The organism is Streptacidiphilus sp. ASG 303, from assembly GCF_020991365.1.
Classification (GTDB): Bacteria; Actinomycetota; Actinomycetes; order Streptomycetales; family Streptomycetaceae; genus Peterkaempfera.
The window spans coordinates 77,937-95,701 of the sequence record NZ_JAJLRA010000009.1; the positions used below are offsets into that span (position 1 = coordinate 77,937).

General features: G+C 75.9%; 8 protein-coding genes. All 8 read right to left on the reverse strand.

Annotated elements, in window-relative coordinates; all coding sequences use genetic code 11:
• Nucleotides 1-245 precede the first annotated feature (245 nt).
• Complete coding sequence (locus tag LO771_RS14480) at nucleotides 246-1,841, reverse strand: cellulase family glycosylhydrolase (RefSeq protein ID WP_230652332.1); 1,596 nt, start codon at nucleotides 1,839-1,841, stop codon at nucleotides 246-248.
• A 241-nt stretch (nucleotides 1,842-2,082) separates the two neighbouring features.
• Nucleotides 2,083-3,348, reverse strand: coding sequence for a cellulase family glycosylhydrolase (locus tag LO771_RS14485; protein ID WP_308188905.1), 1,266 nt, complete (start codon nucleotides 3,346-3,348; stop codon nucleotides 2,083-2,085).
• 279 nt (nucleotides 3,349-3,627) lie between these two features.
• Nucleotides 3,628-4,596, reverse strand: coding sequence for an acetylxylan esterase (locus tag LO771_RS14490; RefSeq protein WP_230652334.1), 969 nt, complete (start codon nucleotides 4,594-4,596; stop codon nucleotides 3,628-3,630).
• Between the two features lie 204 nt (nucleotides 4,597-4,800).
• Nucleotides 4,801-6,588 carry a class I mannose-6-phosphate isomerase gene (locus LO771_RS14495; RefSeq protein ID WP_230652336.1) on the reverse strand — a complete coding sequence of 596 codons (1,788 nt, stop codon included), beginning with the start codon at nucleotides 6,586-6,588 and terminating at the stop codon, nucleotides 4,801-4,803.
• The gene (locus LO771_RS14500; RefSeq protein ID WP_230652338.1) at nucleotides 6,588-9,146 is read right to left on the reverse strand and encodes a glycoside hydrolase family 2 protein; all 2,559 of its coding nucleotides are present in this window, start codon (nucleotides 9,144-9,146) and stop codon (nucleotides 6,588-6,590) included. Before LO771_RS14500 ends, LO771_RS14495 begins: the two co-directional genes overlap by 1 nt.
• On the reverse strand, nucleotides 9,140-11,740 hold the full coding sequence (locus LO771_RS31050) for an alpha-L-rhamnosidase N-terminal domain-containing protein (RefSeq protein ID WP_308188906.1): 2,601 nt from the start codon (nucleotides 11,738-11,740) through the stop codon (nucleotides 9,140-9,142). Before LO771_RS31050 ends, LO771_RS14500 begins: the two co-directional genes overlap by 7 nt.
• A complete protein-coding gene (locus LO771_RS14510; RefSeq protein WP_230652340.1) occupies nucleotides 11,733-13,850 on the reverse strand; it encodes a beta-galactosidase in 2,118 nt (705 codons plus the stop codon). The genes LO771_RS31050 and LO771_RS14510 overlap by 8 nt, the downstream gene beginning before the upstream one ends.
• A 47-nt stretch (nucleotides 13,851-13,897) precedes the next feature.
• On the reverse strand, nucleotides 13,898-17,545 hold the full coding sequence (locus LO771_RS14515; RefSeq protein WP_230652342.1) for a hypothetical protein: 3,648 nt from the start codon (nucleotides 17,543-17,545) through the stop codon (nucleotides 13,898-13,900).
• Between the last annotated feature and the right edge of the window lie 220 nt (nucleotides 17,546-17,765).

Sequence of the window (17,765 nt, forward strand, 5' to 3'; positions counted from 1 at the left end):
CGGGGGCACGGCGGGAGGACCGGGACGGCGGAGCACGGGCGGGGGACGGTCGCGGCGGGACGGATGCGGCGCATGGCTCGCTCCTCGGACGGGTCGGGGTCGTCGGGAGGGGGGTCGGGGTCAGGGGCGTCGAGAGGGCGGTCGGGCGCTGCCGGGCCCCGGGGAGGGGTCCGGCAGGGATGCCGCGCGGGAGGGACGCCCTCCCGCGCGGCGGACCGTGGCGCCGTCCGCGGGGGCGGACGGGGTCAGAACCGGGAGAAGGGCGACTCGAAGAACCACGAGCCGCTGTTGTTCTCCAGGCCCGGGTCGTCGACGACGTTGCCGGAGCCGTTGTCGAGCGAGGCGTCGTCGAAGTACAGCGTGCCGCCGGAGGTGGAGTCGCTGACCCGCCAGGTCACCTGGCTGTTGCCGCCGGTGCCGACGGTGACGCTGCACTGCGACCAGCTGCTTCCGCCGCCGGTGCACCAGGCCTCGCCGAGGCGGGCGCCCCACTGGCCGGCGTCGACCTCCAGGTGGGCGGTGCCGCTGCCCTTGACCCAGATCGAGGCGGTGTAGGTGCTGTTCTGGCTGACGGAGGGGAACTGGCCGAAGTTGCGCCAGCCGCCGGCCGCGGCCAGCTGCACGCCGTGGCTGCCGTTGCGGGCGTTGCCGCCCCCGCCGGTGCTGCCGCCGCCGGAGAGGTTCAGGTCGATGTCGGCGGCGTGCGCGTCGTGGAACGCCTTGAGCCTGTCCTTGACGTCGTTCCAGGAGCCGTAGCCGTCGATGCCGGAGTAGCTCCAGGCGAAGGAGCCGAGGTAGCCCTCGTTCCAGCTCTCGTTGATCTTGTAGTCCTCGGTGAAGTAGGTGTCGTCCTTGGCCGGCATCTCGCCGATGATCACGGGCTTGTCGTCGTCGTTGTAGAAGGACGGGCCGCGGTTCTCCCAGGGGGAGAAGTCGTAGCCGTTGCCCTTCTCCCAGTCGTACCAGTGCACCTGGTAGAAGTCGCTGTAGGCGTAGGGCTTGTCCGCGTCCGGGACCTGGGCCTTCAGCGCGTCGTCGCTCCACCAGTTGCCGACCGTGACGTCGCCGTGCGCGGCGTTCCACTTGTAGGACGCCGAGCCGGTGGCGTTGACGTACTTGGTGGTGTTGCGGTGCAGCGCGACGACCTGCTGGGCGACGAAGCGCTGCATGGCGGACAGCTGGATGAGGTTGCGGTCGGTGGGGTAGCTGCTGCCCCACACGTCGGAGGAGCTGACGGCGAACTCGGGCTCGTTGATGACCTCGTATCCCAGCAGCGCGGGGTTGGAGTCGTAGCGCCTCGCCATCGGGACCAGGACGTTGTCGATGTACGTCTGGGTCTTGGAGGCGTCGTTGATGAACGGGTCGCGCACCGGGCGGATCTGCGTCCAGGCGGAGCCGTTGAAGGTCAGCTCCGGCGCCCACAGGGTGAGCAGCACGGCGACGTTGTGGTTCTTCGCCCGGTTCAGCAGGTCGTCGAGGTTGCTGTAGAAGGTGCTCGACGCGCCCGAGACGGTGTTGTCGGAGGTGAAGGTCGGCGAGCAGCGGCCGTCGACGTGCACCCAGAAGCGGACGGCGTTCACGCCGTACGTCTGGAGGTCCGAGAACATCGTCTCGAAGCGGTTGGCGTCGTAGTTGCAGCCGAGGTCGGTGCCGAAGGTGGAGGTCGAGCCCCACGGCGCGTTGACGCCGTTGAGGTAGATGTTCCTGCCGTTGAACCAGATCCGGTTCGGCGCGGCGGCGTGGGCGGTGCCGGCGCCCACGGCGGTCGAGGCCAGCGCCGTGCAGACGACGGCCAGGGTGAGGAGGATGCGGTGCAGTGCGGTGGACCATGCTCTGCGCATGGCTGCTCCTTCGCGTGCGGCTCGCGGGGGGGGTGGGACCGGGTGCGGGACCGGCGGGGAACAGGGCCCCGCACCCGGGTTCTGTGCGTGCGTGGTGGTGCGGTGGGAGCCGTGCCGGACGGGGGCCGGGGCGGAGGCCGTGCCGGACGGGGGCCGGGGACGCGGCGCGGTGCGGCTCCCGGGATGCGCCCGGTCGCGGGCGCCGACGTGCGACGCCCGGGGCGGGGACGCGGCGGGCGGCTCAGCCGCCGGCGGCGGCGTGGCCGTGGGGTCGGTTCAGGTCAAGGTCGACCTCGGCGGGATGGGCGTCGCGGAAGGCCTTGAGGTCGTCCTTGATGTCGTCCCAGCCGCCGAAGCCGTCGATGGCGTTGTAGCTCCAGAACAGCACGCCGGCGTAGCCGAGGGCGTAGCTGTCGTCGACCTTGGCCCGGCGGGTGTAGTAGGCGTCGTCGGCGGCCGGGAGCTCGCCGATGACGACGGGCTTGCCGTCGCTGTTGTAGGCGCCGGGGCCGCGGCCGTCCCACGGGGAGAAGCTGTAGCCGGTGCCCTTCTCCCAGTCGTACCAGTGGACCTCGTAGAAGTCGCTGTAGGCCCACCTGCGGTCGTGCGGGGGTGTGACGGCCCTGAGGGCGGCGTCGCTCCACCAGTTGCCCACGGTGGCGTCGATGCCCGAGGCGGCGAGCCACTTGTAGGCGGCGGAGCCGGCGGCGACGACGTCCTGCCGCGTGTGCCGGTGCAGGGCGACGACCTGCTGGGCGACGAAGCGCTGCAGGGTCTGCAGGGGGACGGTGTCGCGGTCGGCCGGGCCGTGGCTGCCGGCGCCCCACACGTCGGGCGAGTCGACGGCGAACTCCGGCTCGTTCATGACCTCGTAGCCGAGGAGGGCGGGTTCGTGCCGGTAGCGCTCCGCCATCGGGACGAGGACGCGGTCGATGTAGGTCCGCGTCTTCGAGGGATCGGTGATCAGCGAGGTGCGGTGGGGCCGGACCTGCTCCCAGGCGGCGCCGGTGTTGTCCATGTCGGGCGCCCAGAGGGTGAGCAGTACGGCCACGTCGTGTGCGCGGGCCCGCCGCAGGAAGTCGTCGAGGTCCTCCCAGAAGTGCGGCGGGACGCCGGTGACATCGCCGTCCGCGTCGAAGACCGGCGAGCAGCGGCCGTCGATGTGCAGCCAGAAGCGGACCGCGTTGACCCCGTACGCCTGCAGGTCGTCGAACATGTTCTCGAACCTCTGCGGGTCGTAGGCGCAGGCGATGTCGGTGCCGAAGGTGGAGGTCGACCCCCACGGCACGTTGACCCCGTTGAGGTAGACGTAACGGTCGCCGACCCGGACGCGGCCTGCGGGCGGTGCGGCGGGGCGGGCGGCCTGCGGCGCGCCGGTGTGCGCGGACCCGGGGGCGGGCGCGGGGGCCGGGGCGGCCAGGGCGCCGGTCGTGGCGGCCCCGAGGGCGAGGGCTGCGGCGAGGACGGTGCCGGCGCGGAGGGCGGGGCGGGTTCTTGACGGCTTCACGGGGCGTTCCTCCGGGAGGCGGGCGGGGTGGGGGCCGTGCGTCGTGGGTGGCGCTGTCCGCGGGAGTGGTGCCGTTCAGGGGGTGGTTCCGTTCCGGGAGTGGTGCTGTTCAAAGGCGTGGTGCCGCTCAGGGGGTGGTGCCGCTCAGGGGGTGGTGCCGCTCGGAGGCGTGGTGCCGCTCGGGGAGGCGGACCCGTCGCTGGGCGGGTCCGCCCGTCCGGTGCACGGGTGCGCCTCCCCTGCTCCGGCCAGGCGGCCGGGCGGCGGCCGGGCGCGGGGCTAGCCCAGGACGCGGGCGAGCCAGTCCAGGTGCTCGCCGGTCTGGTGTGCGGCCCCTCCGTCGTGCCCGTTGTAGGTCCACACGCAGATGTCCTTGTCGGTCCCCGCCCAGTGGTTGTAGGCGGCGAAGACCGTGGACGGCGGGCAGACCGCGTCCATCAGGCCCACCGAGAACATCGCGGGGGCGTCGGCGCGCGCGGCGAAGTTGATCCCGTCCAGGTAGGACAGGGTGTGGAAGGTCTCCTCGACCCGGTCGCGCCGGTAGCGCAGGTAGTCGGCGATCTCGCGGTAGGGGTACTCGTCGGTGATCTCGGTGGCGCGGCGGTAGCCGCACAGGAACGGCACGTCGACCAGGGCGCCGGCCAGGCCCTCGGACAGGCCTGCGGCGGCCAGCGCGATGCCGCCGCCCTGGCTGCCGCCCTTGACCACGATCCGCTCCGGGTCCACGGCGTCGAGCGTCCTGGCGGTGTCCACGGCCCGCACGGCGTCGGTGAAGAGCCGCCGGTAGTAGTGGGTGTGGGGGCTGCGGATGCCCCGGGTGGTGAAGCCGCCCACCTGGGGGCTGCCGTCGTGCCCGAGGTCGGGGGTGTCGGCGCTGCCGTAGTGGCTGCTCTGGCCGCGGCTGTCCATGATCAGGTGCGCGTATCCGGCGGCCGGCCAGAGCTTCATGTCGTACGCCGGACCGCGGCCGCCGCCGTAGCCGAGGTACTCCACGATGCACGGCAGCGGGCCGCCGTGCCCGCGGGGCAGCCACAGCCAGGCCTTGACGGACTGGCCGGCGAATCCGGTGAAGGTGACGTCGAAGACGTCGGCCATGGTGAGGCGGGTCGCGACGGGGTCGAGGACGGCGGGCCGCGCCGCGGCGCGGGCCTCGTCCAGGGTCGCCTTCCAGAAGGCGTCGAAGTCCTCGGGCTCGGTGCGCGCGGGGCGGTAGGCGCGCAGTTCGTCGAGGGGCATGTCCACGTACATGGGGGTTCCACTTCCGTACGGCGGGTGGGGCACCGGATGACCGGGAGCTCTGACACTGAACCAGTTACACGCATCACCGTCAACGGGTTCGGCAAGGGAGAAAGAGCCGACTCCCCGAACGGGAAAGGCTTCTGACTTGTTCTCATGCCGTTCTTCTGACGCAAGCCCGTCAACTTACGCGCTTAAGCGCAGGAGGACGCGGTGTCAGCCGCCGGCCGGGCCCCCTCCCCCGCCCGGGGCGGCGGCGCGGACGTGGGCACGGACCACCCGGACCGGCTCCGGGCCCACGGCGCGGAGCCGGTAGGGCCCGCACGCCGCGGGGACCACCAGGGTCTCGGCGTAGGCCAGCGTCGTCCGGGCCGCCGCCGTCTCGACCGCCGCCCCCCGGCCCCCGACGACGGTGAGGACGTGGAAGCGTCCCCCGGTGCCGGTCCCGGCGACGGCACCGGGGTCGAGCTCGAGGCGGTGCACGTCGAAGAACATGTCGGGGTGCTCCCCGAGCACGCTCTCGCTCCAGCCCGGCCCGCCGCCCACCGGGCGCGGCTCGGGGACGAGGGTGCGGCCCACCGCGTCCCCGTTGCGGCCGCGGTCCAGGTTGCGGAAGGCGTGCCCGACGTGGACCGGGCGCCGCCGGCCGGAGCCGTCGGCGCGCAGCCAGTCGTAGAAGCGCAGCGAGTACAGGTAGGGGGTGGCGCTGATCTCCAGCACGACGTTGCCCTCGCCGCTCCCGTGGGGCGTGCCCGCCGGGACGAGGTACAGCTGGTGCGGCACGGCGGGGAAGGTCTGCACGTGGCGGGTGACGTCGAAGGGCGTCCCGTGGTCGTGGGCGTCCGCCGCCTCCCGGTGGAAGCGTTCGACGTCCACGTCGCCGCGCAGCCCGAGGAAGACCCGGCTGCCGCCGCCGGCGGCCATCATGTAGTAGGTCTCGTGCTGGGTGTAGGGCCAGCCGAAGACCTTCCGCATGTAGTCGCTCTGCGGATGGCAGTGGACCGAGAGGTTGCCGCCGCCGACGGTGTCGAGGTAGTCGAAGCGGATCGGGAAGGACGTGCCGAACTCCCGGTGCACCTCGGCGCCGAGCACCGCCTCGGGGTGGCGGGCGACGAGGGCCTGGAAGGGGACCTCGACCGCGTCCCGCGCGTCCTCGCCGATCAGTACGCCGCTCTCGGGCGCGATGAGCTCGTAGCCCAGGGCGGTGTTCTCCTGGCCGGGCGCCATGCCGAGCCGGTCCCGGCCCCAGTGGCCGCCCCAAGGGGCGGTGCTGAAGGTCGGCCGGGTGCGGACGGGACGGCCCGACAGGGTGCGGAGGGTGGCCCGCAGCGCGGCGCCGTCGAGCACGGCGGGGCGTTCGGGGTCCTGGCCGTCGATCCACCAGTCGAGGCGGTCCAGCAGGCCGTCGCGGTGGGCGTCGAGCAGCGGCCAGTCGGTGTAGAGGAGCCGCCTGGCCGAGGCCGCCGGTCCGGCCCCGCGCCCGCCGACGTGCCGGACGCGGGGGGCGGCGGAGGCGGTGGAGGCGGCGGAGACACCGGCGGCCTCGGCGGCGACGGCGGCCTCGGCGTGGCGCTTGGGCAGGTCGAGGTACCAGAGCACGTCGTGCCGGGAGAGCGCGGCGCCGGGGCCCACGACGGCGGTGACGCCGCCGGAGGGGGCGGCCTCGACCGGCCGGTCGACGAGGTCGCGCAGCGCGAGGGCGGGCAGCGCCTCGAAGTGGGGGTCGTCCCGCAGCCCGGGCGAGGACGTCCGTTCGACGACCTCCTCCCAGGGGGCCATGCCGTCCACGGCGTGCAGCACCCGCAGCTCCAGGCCCCGCCGTCCCAGGACGGCGGCGAGTGCCGCGGCCAGCTCGTCCCAGGGGGCGACCGCCGTGCCGTCCACGGCGACGACGCTCCCCGCGGTGAGCCCGGCGGCCGGGACGTCCCAGCCGCGGCGGACGGCTCCGCCCGTCGGCGGGTGGAGGGGGTCGGGATCGTAGGGGCGCACGGCGGCGGTGCCCATCAGCTCCCCTCCCCGGGCCCGTCGGACGGCGCGGGCGTATGCCCGGGGGACGGCGCCGGCGTGTCCAGGTCGTTGACGCAGCGCAGGACCAGCGGGTGCCGCCAGCGGGGGTCGTCGGCGCGGGCGGCGGTGCGCACCGCGAAGACGTGCCGCTCGCCGGGGAGCAGGGTGACCATCTGCTCGTCCACCCGGGCGTCGGCGGACACCCGGTCGGCGCAGAGCACGAGGTCGCGCAGCAGGCTCCCGGCGGTGACCGCGACGTCGACGCCGGTGCCGTCGGCGCGGTCGGTGACGTCGGCGGCGAGCCGCGGGAACGGCAGGGCGGCGGCGATGTCCTCGCAGGTCAGGTCGCGGGCCAGGATGTCCCGCCCGGCGCGCACGGTGATCACGAGGGGTTCCGCGGCGCCGCCCGGCGCGGTGGCGGGCAGGTCGACCGGGAGGGTCAGCCGCCCGCCCGGGGCGAGGTCGAGGCGGTGCCGGGCGGTGGCGCGCTCCACGCCGTCCGGGGTGTGCAGCTGCACGTCCAGGACGGCCTCCCAGCGGTCCGTGCCGTGGTTGACCAGGTGGACGGCGGGCCGCCGTCCGTGGGCGCGGGCGATCGCCGCGAGCCGGGGCCGGTGGGCGCGCCGCACGGCGTACCAGAGCAGTTTGCGCCGGCCGTCGCCGTCGACCGCGGACCAGGAGCTGACGGGCCAGCAGTCGTTGAGCTGCCAGACGACGGTGCCGGTGCAGCGCGGCCACTCGGAGCGGAAGTGCTCGATGCCGAACCGGACGGCGCGGGCCTGGTTGAGCTGGGCGAGGTAGATCCAGTCGGCGAGTTCGACGGCGGGGTCGCCGCGGCGGGGCGCGGGCAGGTGGGGGCGCATGCCGTCCCGGAGCTTGCGGCTGCCGCCGTCGGCCTTCTGGTGGGCCTCGGCGACGGGGCCGTCCGGGCGCGGCGGGCCGTCGTCGATCGCGCGCTCGACGGTGGGCAGGCAGGCCGGGCCCTGGAAGCCGAACTCGGCGACGAAGCGGGGGTGGCGTTCGGCGTAGGCGCGGTAGTCGCGCTCGTTCCAGACGTCCCAGACGTGGATCGGCCCGTGCCGCTCGTCGTTGGGATGGATCGCGGGGTCGCCGGACCAGGGGCTGCCCGGCCAGTACGGGCGGGTGGGGTCGAGCTCGGCGACGACGGCCGGCAGCAGCCCGGTGTAGTAGCCGAGGCCCCAGGCCCGGTCGCCGAGGGCCTCCTGCCAGCCCCAGTCGGCGTGGCCCCAGATGTTCTCGTTGTTGCCGTTCCACAGCACGAGGCTCGGGTGGGGGGCGAGACGGGCGACGTTGTCCCGGGCCTCGGCGAGCACCTCGCCCCGCAGCGGCTCGTCCTCGCTGTAGGCCGCGCAGGCGAAGAGGAAGTCCTGCCAGACCAGCAGGCCGCGTTCGTCGCACAGGTCGTAGAAGTCGTCCTTCTCGTAGATGCCGCCGCCCCACACGCGCACCAGGTTGACGCCCGCCTCGACGGCGTCGTCGAGGCTGCGGGCGTAGCGGTCGCGGTCGACGCGGGAGACGAAGCAGTCGTCGGGGATCCAGTTGACGCCGCGGACGGGGACCAGGGTGCCGTTGACCCAGAACTCGAAGGGGGTGCCGTCGGCGTCCGGGACGGTGTTGAGCTCCGCGGTGCGGAAGCCGATCCGGCGCTGCCAGCGGCCGGCGTCCGCGCCGTCGGCGTCGGTGAGGGCGACCCGCAGGTCGTACAGCGGCTGGCCGCCCAGGCCGGTCGGCCACCACAGGTCGACGCCGGCGACGGGGAGGACGACCTCCGCGCGGTCGGTGCCGGCCGCGATCTCGTGCACGGCCTCGGCGCCGGCCGCCGCGACGGTCAGCCGCAGCGGGCCGGGCGGCCGCGCGGGGTCGCGGCGCACGTCGGCGACGACGGTGACGGTCGCCGGGTGGGCGGGGTCGGCGTGGTCGACCCGCACGAGCGGGCGGACGGCGTCGAGCCGGGCTCCGGTCCAGGTCAGCAGTTCGGCGGGCTTCCAGATGCCGGCGGTGACGAGGGTCGGCCCCCAGTCCCAGCCGAAGTTGGCGGCCATCTTGCGGACGTGGTTGAACGGCTCGTCGTAGGCGGCGGGGAACTCGCCGGTCTTCTCGCGGGCCGCGTCGGTGTGGTCGTAGACGCTGGAGAACACGACGGCGAGCTCGTTCGCGCCGGGCGCGACCAGGTCGGTGACGTCGACCGTGTACGTCCGGTGCATGTTCTCGGTGCGGGCCGCGCTGCGGCCGTTGACCAGGATCTCCGCGACGGTGTCCAGGCCCTCGAAGCGCAGCTCGTGCCGGGCCCCCGGGACATCGGGGAGCACGAAGGCGGTGCGGTAGCGCCAGGCCGAGCGGCCGATCCAGTGCTGGAGCTGCTCGTTGAGGCCGACGTACGGGTCGGCCAGCAGCCCGGCGGCCAGCAGGTCGGTGTGGACGCAGCCGGGGACCTCGGCGGGCACGCTGAGGCCGTGCAGCTCCTCGGGCGTGCTCTCGTGCGGGGTGAGCAGGGTGAGGGTCCAGCCGGTGTCGAGCGGGGTGCGCGTCAGCATGCGGGGCTCCTGTCGGGCCGGGTCGGCGGAGGGGCGGGTCGGGCCGTACCGCCCGGTCCGGGGGTCGGGGCGGGGGGCGATCCGGGGGTCGGGGCGGGGGCGGGGCGGGGCGGCAGGTGCAGCTCCGCGCGGGTGCGGGGGGCGTCGGGGTCGGCGAGCAGGACCGCGCCGCCGTCCCGCAGTCCCGCCGGGCGCAGCCCGGCGGGCAGGTCCAGGAGGAGGGCGGTGCCGCCGTCCGCGGCGCGGGCCGCGATCCGCAGCGGACCGCAGGGGGTGTGCACCGATCCGGCGGCGGACGGCAGGTCGCCCAGTTGCGGGGCGACCCGCAGCGCCGTGGCGCCGGGGCGGGTGACGGTGCAGCCGAGGACGCCCTCCAGGAAGGCGGCGAGCGGGCCGGCGGCGCAGTGGCTCCACTGGGCGTTGCTGTCCGGGCGGGCGTCCCACATCTCCTGGAGGGTGCGGTTGTGCACCACCGAGGGCAGCGTCGCCCAGCGGGTGCGCAGCTCGTCCAGCACCGGCTGGATCCGGCCTGCGGCGATCAGCGCCCGGAAGCGCCAGACGGCGTTGGCCGGGTAGGACAGGCCGAGCCGGGCGTCGGGGCGGGCCAGCAGCTCCACGGCCGGGCCCTCGCGGCCGTCCGGGGCGAGGCCGTAGCGCACCGAGGTGGCCAGCGACCGGTCGTCGCAGCGCAGTTCGGCCTCGGAACCGGCCCAGGGCAGGTTGTTGGCCCACAGACCGGAGGGCTCGTGCCAGAAGGCCCGGCGGGCCGCGGCGAGCAGGTCGTCGGCCAGCCCGCGGGCCGCGGCCGCGTCGCCGTCGCGGCCCGCCAGTTCGGCGAGGGGCGCGTAGGCGTGCCGCAGCATCACCGCCGCGTACAGGGTGAAGGCGCAGGTCTTGTGCCGCTGTTCGGCGAAGGCGTCGTGGTCGATCCAGACCGACGTGGGCTCCAGGCCGGTGACCGGCAGCAGGCCGTCGGCGCCGCGCAGCCCCTCCAGGTGCCCGACGAAGCGGCGCAGCGCCGGGAGGACCGCCAGGGGAGTCGCGGCGTCCCCGGTGTCCCACCAGTGGTGGTGGCAGTCCATGACGAAGCCCACGCCGTGGTCCAGCATGGAGCCCCAGGAAGTGAGGCCCAGCTCGTTCTGGCCGAGCCGGACCAGCCGGTCGTGGCCGGGCCAGCTGTCCAGGAAGTAGCCGTCGCGGGTGAGGCCGCGGGCGTAGGTCCGCAGGAAGCGGGCGGACTGCGCGTGGGCCCCCAGCAGCCGCCGGGTGACGGCGAGCTGGTGGCTGCCGTCGCCGCTGTACTGCTGGCGTTCGCGGCCCATGCCGTCGACGACGCCGTCCTGGGCGCTGTTGCCCAGCGTGTTGAGGTTGGCGTCCAGCACGGCGGCGAGCGCGGGGTCGGCGGTCTCGATCCGCGGCTCGTGCGGCCAGGGGTACCGGCGGTCGCGCAGTGACACGCCGGTGACGCGCACCGGGCCGTCGGGGTTGCGGACGTGCAGCTGGATCCAGGCGCAGCACTCGTACTCGAAGGCCTCCCAGCGCACCGGGGAGCCGTCCAGCACCAGCCGGGACCAGCTGTACTGGCCGTGGTCCAGCCAGCCGGTGGCGTCCGGGTCGTGGCCCTCGGCGGTGACGACCTCCACGACGGTGCCGGCCGGGCCGTCGAGCTCAACGACGGGCCAGCCGACCCGCTGGCGGTCCAGGCGCCAGGTGGCGTAGCGGGTGCGGCCGTTGCCGGAGGGCGGCAGCCGCAGGCCCTCGGGGGTGCGCCAGGAGGCGGGCCGGGCGGAGTCGGTGGCGGGCGGGGCGGGGGTGCGGAAGTCGAACCAGTCGTCGGGGTCGGCCCGTCCGGCCCCGCTCCCCCAGTCGGCGCTGCCCCAGTCGGTGAGCCCGGCGGTGAGCAGGTCGTGCTCGGCGAGCAGGGGGATGCCGCGCTCGACCAGGTGCACCGGGGTGCCGGCGGGCAGCCAGGTGTCGCCGACCACGTCGGTGAGGGTGCCGGCGATCGGCGGCCGGTCGGCGGGGACGTCGAGTGCGACGGCCGGGCGCCAGCCGGCGTCGTCGTGGCGCAGCGGGCAGCGGCGCAGGTCGGTGGTCTCCTGCCAGCCGCGCAGGAAGGAGCGGCGGGGGGCGCCGGGGGGCCGGCTGCGGTCGGTGCGGGCCCGCCAGGAGGCGTCGGTGCCCAGGACGAGGGGGGTGCCGTCGGCCTGCTCGGCCTCCAGCAGTGCGAGCAGGCCGGGGCGGCCGGCGACGTAGGTCCCCTCGCCGGTGCCGAGGTACAGCACCTCCACCAGGAGGGTGTTGACGCCCTCGTGCAGCGCCGCGGTGAGGTCGACGGTGTCGGCCTCCAGCACCCGGGGGTCGCAGGGCGCGGGCCCCCAGGCGGTGCGTTCGCCGTTGACGTGCAGCCGGTAGCGGCTGTCGGCGGTGATGCGCAGGCGGGCGCGGGCCGGGGCGGCGGGGAGCAGCAGTGCGCGACGGAACAGGGCGACGGTGTTGGGCAGGGCCCGTTCGCCGCCGATCCAGATCCAGCGGGCGGGGGCGAGGTCGACGGTGGTGTCCGCCCCCGGCCACAGGGGGTGCGTGTCAGCCACGGGCGTTCCCGGTGCGGTGGCCCGCGGCGGGGGCGTCGGCGGTGCGCAGCACGACCAGGCGGTGGCCCCAGGGGCCGAGGCCGAGGGTGTCGCCGTCCTTGCCGGGCGCGCGGTCGCCCGCCAGGTCGTACCAGCCGTGCGGGGCGTGCACGGTGACGGAGGCCGGCTCCCAGGACCAGTTGGCGTACAGCGCGACGCGCTCCCCCGCCGCGGTGCGGGCGGTGGCGCGGGTGACGCCGGCCGGCAGGTCGGGGAGCGCCTGCCCGAGCAGCCGGCGGGCGAGGGCCCGGCCGAGGGCCTGGTCGGGCAGGGTGGCGACGGTGGTGATCCGGCCGGCGCCGACCGGGCGGTCGGTGACGGCGGCGTAGGCGGAGAAGAAGGGGTGGCCGGTCCAGGAGGCGAGCACCTCGGTGTCGTCCGCGGTGGGCTCCAGCAGGTCGGCCCAGGCGGCGCCGGCGCCGCTGAGGGCGCCGGCGACGGCGAGCGGGGCGGCCAGGGCGCTGGACTCGTCGTAGTCCACACCGGCGGCGCGCAGCAGCTCCGGCCGCGTCGACCGGGCGCGGGCCAGCTCGTCGGCGTAGCCGGTGCGCGGGCCGAGGACGAGGCGGCCGCCGGCGCGGGCGTAGGCCAGCAGCAGGTCCAGCTGGGCGTCGGTCGCCGCGTACAGGGCCGGGGCGAGGACGACCGGCCAGCGCTTCGCCATCGCGGCGGCGTCGGGCAGGCCGCGCACGTCGTGGACGGCGAGCTGCGCGCCGGCGGTGTGGAAGGCCCGGTAGAAGGCGTCGACGATACGGCCGTGGGAGTTGCGGTCCGGTCCGGTGTTGCCGGGGGTGGTCAGCGGCGGCTGGAACTCCAGGGCGCGGCGGGAGGCGTGGCAGGTGACCAGCAGGACGTCCTCGTCGGGGCGCAGCCCGGCCAGGACGTCCTCGGCGGCCGAGGCGGCACGGGCGGTGCCGGCGATCTCCCGGTAGGCGCGGCCCAGCTCCAGACGGTGGTTGAGGATGCCGCCCCAGTGGGTCTCGGCGCCGAAGTGCAGGCTGTGCCAGTGCCAGTACTCCACCGTGGTCGCGCCGCGCAGCAGCATGGTCAGGGCGGCGAGGGTGCGCTGGCCCGGGTAGGGCGGGTTGTTGACCTCGGACAGGCCGATGGAGACGGCGTTGGTCTCGGTGACGAGGAACGGCTCGTCGCGCAGGCCGCGGGCGGTGTCGGCGGCCTGGTGCAGCCGCCACTCGCCGGCCTCGTCCTCCCACCAGGGCGAGCCCTGGGCGGTGGTGGGCGCCGGCTCGGTGCCCAGGGCGTCCTGGGTGGCGTAGTAGAGGTTGACGGCGGTGCGGTCCAGGGCCCGGGCGAGGCCCCACGCGTCGGCGGCCGGCTGGTGGCCGGCGATGCAGGTCGTGACGAACTGGTCGGGGCGGGCCAGCTCGTGGACGATGCCGGCCTGCCAGGCGATGAACCCGGTGACCAGCTCGTCCTGGTAGCGGCGCCAGGCCAGGTCGTAGGACGGGACGGTGTTGGAGTCGGGGCGCCACAGCTGGTCGAAGTCGGTGATCCGGTGCGACCAGAACACCAGGCCCCAGGCCTCGTTGAGCGCCTCGGGGGTGCCGTGGAGCCGCTTGAGGTGCTCCACGAAGCCGGCGAGGACGCCGGGGTTGTGCAGCAGGTGGGCGCCGGGCTCGTTGTCGACCTGCCAGCCGACGACGGCGGGGTGGTCGGCGTAGCGGGAGACCACGGCCCGGATGATCCGCTCGGCGTGGGCGCGGTAGCCGGGGTGGAGCAGGTCGGCGTTCTGCCGGCCGCCGTGGCCGACGACGCTCCCGGTGGCGTTCTGCGCGAGGGCGTCGGGCTCCTGCGCGGCGAGCCACGGCGGGATCGCGTAGGTGGGGGTGCCGACGACGGCGTCGATGCCCCGGGCGGCGGCGCCGTCGAGGACGGGCTGCAGCCAGTCCAGGCGCAGGTCGCCCTCGGCGGGCTCCCAGGTGGACCAGACGGACTCGCCGACGCGGATGATCCGCAGGCCGGCCTCGGCCATCAGGTCCAGGTCGGTGTCCAGGCGGCCGGGGGGCAGGTACTCGGGGTAGTAGGCGGCGCCGAGGCGGAGGCGGTCGGTCATGGACGGCTCGCAATCTCGTGGCGTGGGCGGCACGGTGTGACGGTTCGTCAGCAGATGCGGCGCAGGTCGAGGTCGGCCAGGCCGTACGGGGCCAGGGCGACCGGAACGGCGCCGTCCGGGGCGGCCGGGGTGTCCCCGGCGGTGTCCATGGCGGTGTCCTCGGCGACCCAGCCGGCGGGCAGCGGCACGGTGGTGCGCACCGGCTCAGGCAGCAGGTTGACGACCTGCACCCGCATCCGGTCCTCGGCGGTGCGGGCGAGGGAGACCCGGCAGTGCGGCGCGGCCCGCAGGTCCAGGACGGTGCCCTCGGCGTACCGGGGAGGGCGGCCCGCGGTGAAGCGGTCGAGCGGGGTGACCTCGCCGGTGAGCGCGCCCAGCCGGGCGAGGGCGCCGAACCGGGAGGCCGCCGCCGGGTCGTGGGCGGCCACGGGCGCGAAGACGAACCGGAACCGGGCCGGTCCGGGCTGCACCGGCGGGGTGTTGCAGGGCCAGAAGTTGTTGGTCACGCACGCGTACAGCCGGCCGTCGCGGTCGGTGAAGCGCTCCGGCCAGCCGCCCCGGACGAGGTCGCCGGCCGAGACCAGCGGGGTGTCCGGCGCGGCCCACACCACGCCGGGGCCGTCGGGGGCGGTGACGGTGACGGCGGAGACGGGCACCAGCCACTCGTTGCACGCGCCGGGGCCGTGGTCGCGCGCGGGCTCCACCCAGCCGAGCTGCCGGTCGTAGCGCAGCACGGGTCGTTCGACGAGGAAGGGGAAGGCGACGGACAGGGACTCCATGTCCAGCACCGCCTCCTTGACCAGGTCCACCGTCAGCTCGCAGCTGCCCGCGTCGCGCAGCAGCAGCTCCACCACCAGCTCGGACAGCCCCGCGCCGCGGCCGGCCCAGCGCAGCCGCAGGCCGTCGGGGACGGCCCGGGCGCCCAGCAGGCGCAGCTCGGCGGGGCGCTCGGCCAGGTCGGTGGCCCCGGGGTGGTAGCGGGAGTCGAGCTGGAGGATCCGCTCGCGGCCGTGGGGGCCGCCCCGGCCGGCACCGGCGGCGAGCAGTTGCACCGGCAGGCCGAGGGGGTGCGGGGCGGCCGGGTCCAGCAGCTGCCGGCCGGTGGGCAGGTGCCACAGTTCGGCGGGCAGGCCGGTGGACGGGTCGGTGCGCAGCCGCCACACGGCGGTGACCGCCTCGGCGCCGGGGGCGAGGGGGCGGACGGGGGTGTGTTCGTGCAGGAGGCCGGCGGCAGGGGTGTCGGGGGCGGGCGTGTCGGGGGCGGGGGTGTCGGGGCCGGGGGTGTCGGCAGTGCCACCGGGGCGGGATGCCTCCTCGCCGGCGGGGACGACGTCGGCGGTCTCGGTCAGCGGCAGGAAGCGCCAGCCGTGGGCGGGGAGTTCGCCGGGGACCAGGCGGACCCGGGTCATGCCGGCGCAGTCGGCGAGCACCTCGACGGGCACCTGCCCGCCGTAAGCGTCCAGCAACCGGCCGGCGGCGGGCAGGTCGAGTTCGGCGGCGGGTGCGGCCGGCCACGGGTGCGGGTTGTAGAGCAGCACGCCGGGGCCGTCGAGCCCGAGGGTGTCGGCCAGGGCGCTCAGGCAGCGGCGGGTCTCGTCCAGCGCGAGCCGGGCGGCGTCGTCGATGGCGCGGAGCTTCCAGTGCAGCTGGTCGCCGGTGTGCGGGGCGTGCGGGTGGGTGGTGGCGCGGGCCCAGGTCCAGGTGTGCTCGCCGCCGATCAGCAGGCCGTCCCAGGCGCGGTCCAGGGCGCGACGGTCGGGGCGGTGCCGGTCGTCGGCCAGGGCCAGCGCGGCGGCGAGCTCCTCGGCGGCGGGCAGCAGCGCCTGCGCACCGCGGTGGGCGGCGGCCGCGGCGGCGGAGGCGGCGACGCCGTCCTCCCAGTAGCTGCCGCCCTCGGCGGTGTGCACCGGGAGGCGCTCGCGCAGCGGTTCGACGGCCTGGAGGTACTCCAGGAAGGTGGAGACGCGGACGCGGGGCCAGGCGAAGGCGGCGTTCCACCGCCCGGCGAAGGAGGTGTCGCCGTCCGCGAGGTCCTCGTTGTCGGCGTGGGTGCCGATCAGGGCCAGGTCGCGCGGCAGGTAGTCGGGGCGCTCGTAGCGGCGCAGGTAGCGGTCCAGGCCGTCCACCGCGCCGGCCACCGCCTGCGGGTCGGCGGCGATGAAGCGCAGCTGCGAGTAGTGGTCGGCGAAGTGGGCCAGCACCTCGCTGCCGTCGGCGGCGCGCCAGCGCACCGGCGAGGCCAGGTGCAGTTCGTCGCTGCCGTCGGTGGCGGCGCGGTGGTGGTTGGCCATGCCGACGAAGGCGTCCACGCCGGCGGCGCGCAGCACCGCGGGCAGCACCCCGGTGAGCACCGGGACGTCGGTGATGTTGGCGTACCGGGCGAGCGGGCCGGGGGCGGCGGGCAGCGCGGTGCCGGACCGCAGGGCGCGGCGCAGGTCGTCCAGGCCGGTGACGCCGGTGAGCAGGTTGCTGTGGAAGGCGTTGACACCGATCCGCCCGGCGGCCACCGCGGCCAGGAACTCCTCGCCGCGGCGCGGGGAGCGGGTGCGCAGGTACTCCTCGGCGACGAAGGAGCCGTCCACGCAGAACCGGAAGCCGGGGTCGTGCGCGAGCCGGTCCAGGGCGCGGTCGATGTTGCGGCAGTGCAGCTCGACGGCCTTGGCCTGGGTGTCGGTGAACCCCAGGTCGAGGTGGACGTGCGGGACGAGGTGCAGGGTCCAGCGCCGGGCCGGGGCGAGGACGGCGCGGTGCAGTTCGGCGCCGGAGGCGGCGTGGACGGTGGCGTCGTGCAGGGTGAAGAGGGTTCCGGCGGTGAAGCCGGGGGCGGGCAGCCGGTGGCGGAGCATGCCGAAGTCGCGGCCTCTGCCTGCGGCAGGCACAGCGATCTCCCGGTCGCCGTGGCGCAGCACGAGCGGGCCGGGCGGCTCGGCACCGGCCGGGACGGTCGCGGTGAGCTCCACCAGCGGGACCGGTTCGGCGCCGGGGGTCTCGCCGTGCAGGTGGAAGGGGGTGGCCCGCAGCTCCCAGCGGACGGAGGGCTCCGGGGCGTCGGCGGGTCCGGGGGCATCGGCGGTCTCCAGGCGCGCGGCGCGCCAGGTGAGGTACGAGCCGAACCAGTGGCCGTAGTGGGAGCGGGCCGGGGGCAGCTCCTCGCCGGGGCGCAGGGCGGCGTCGGGGTCGTCGGTCGGCGCGGCTCCGGTGGCGGCGGCCTCGTCGCACACGGTGGTGACGGTCAGGTCGTGGCGGCCGGGGCCGAGCCAGGCGGCGGGCAGCGGGACGCGCAGCACGCCGTGGCCGGCGACCGGTCCGGGTTCGCCGGTGCGGCTGCGGTCGCGCCGCTCGACCGGGGGGTGGAACACGCCGCGGTGCCGGCCGTCGAGGACGATCTCGAGGTCGGGGCACGGGCCGCGGTCCGCCGCGTACTCCAGGTGCAGCACGGCGCTGCGGGCCTCGTGCAGGGGCTCGTGCAGGGCTTCGTCCAGGGTGAAGGAGACCCGGACGCGGTGGCCGCGGTGGCCGCCGTGGGCGTCGTGGATGCCGGGATGGCGGGCCGGCCACGTCCCGCCGCGGTCGAGGTCGACCACGGCGACGGGCAGGCCGTCCTCCTCGGACCAGGGAGCGGGCAGCGGGGCGACGGTCGCCGTCCACAGGGGTGCGGCCTGCGGGACGACGGTGCCGCGGGAGTCGCTGGGCATGGGGTTTCCTGGGAGTTCGGGGCGGGCCGGGCGGGGGCATGAGCAGCGCGGGCCGGGCGGGGGCATGAGCAGCGCGGGCCGGGCGGGGGCATGAGCAGCGCGGGCCGGGCGGGGGCACGAGCGGCGCGGGCCGGACGGGGAGCAGAAGGCGACACGCGGGCGGCGCGGGCCGGACGGGGAGCAGAAGGCGGCGCGCGGGCGGTGGGCCGGCCCCGGGCGG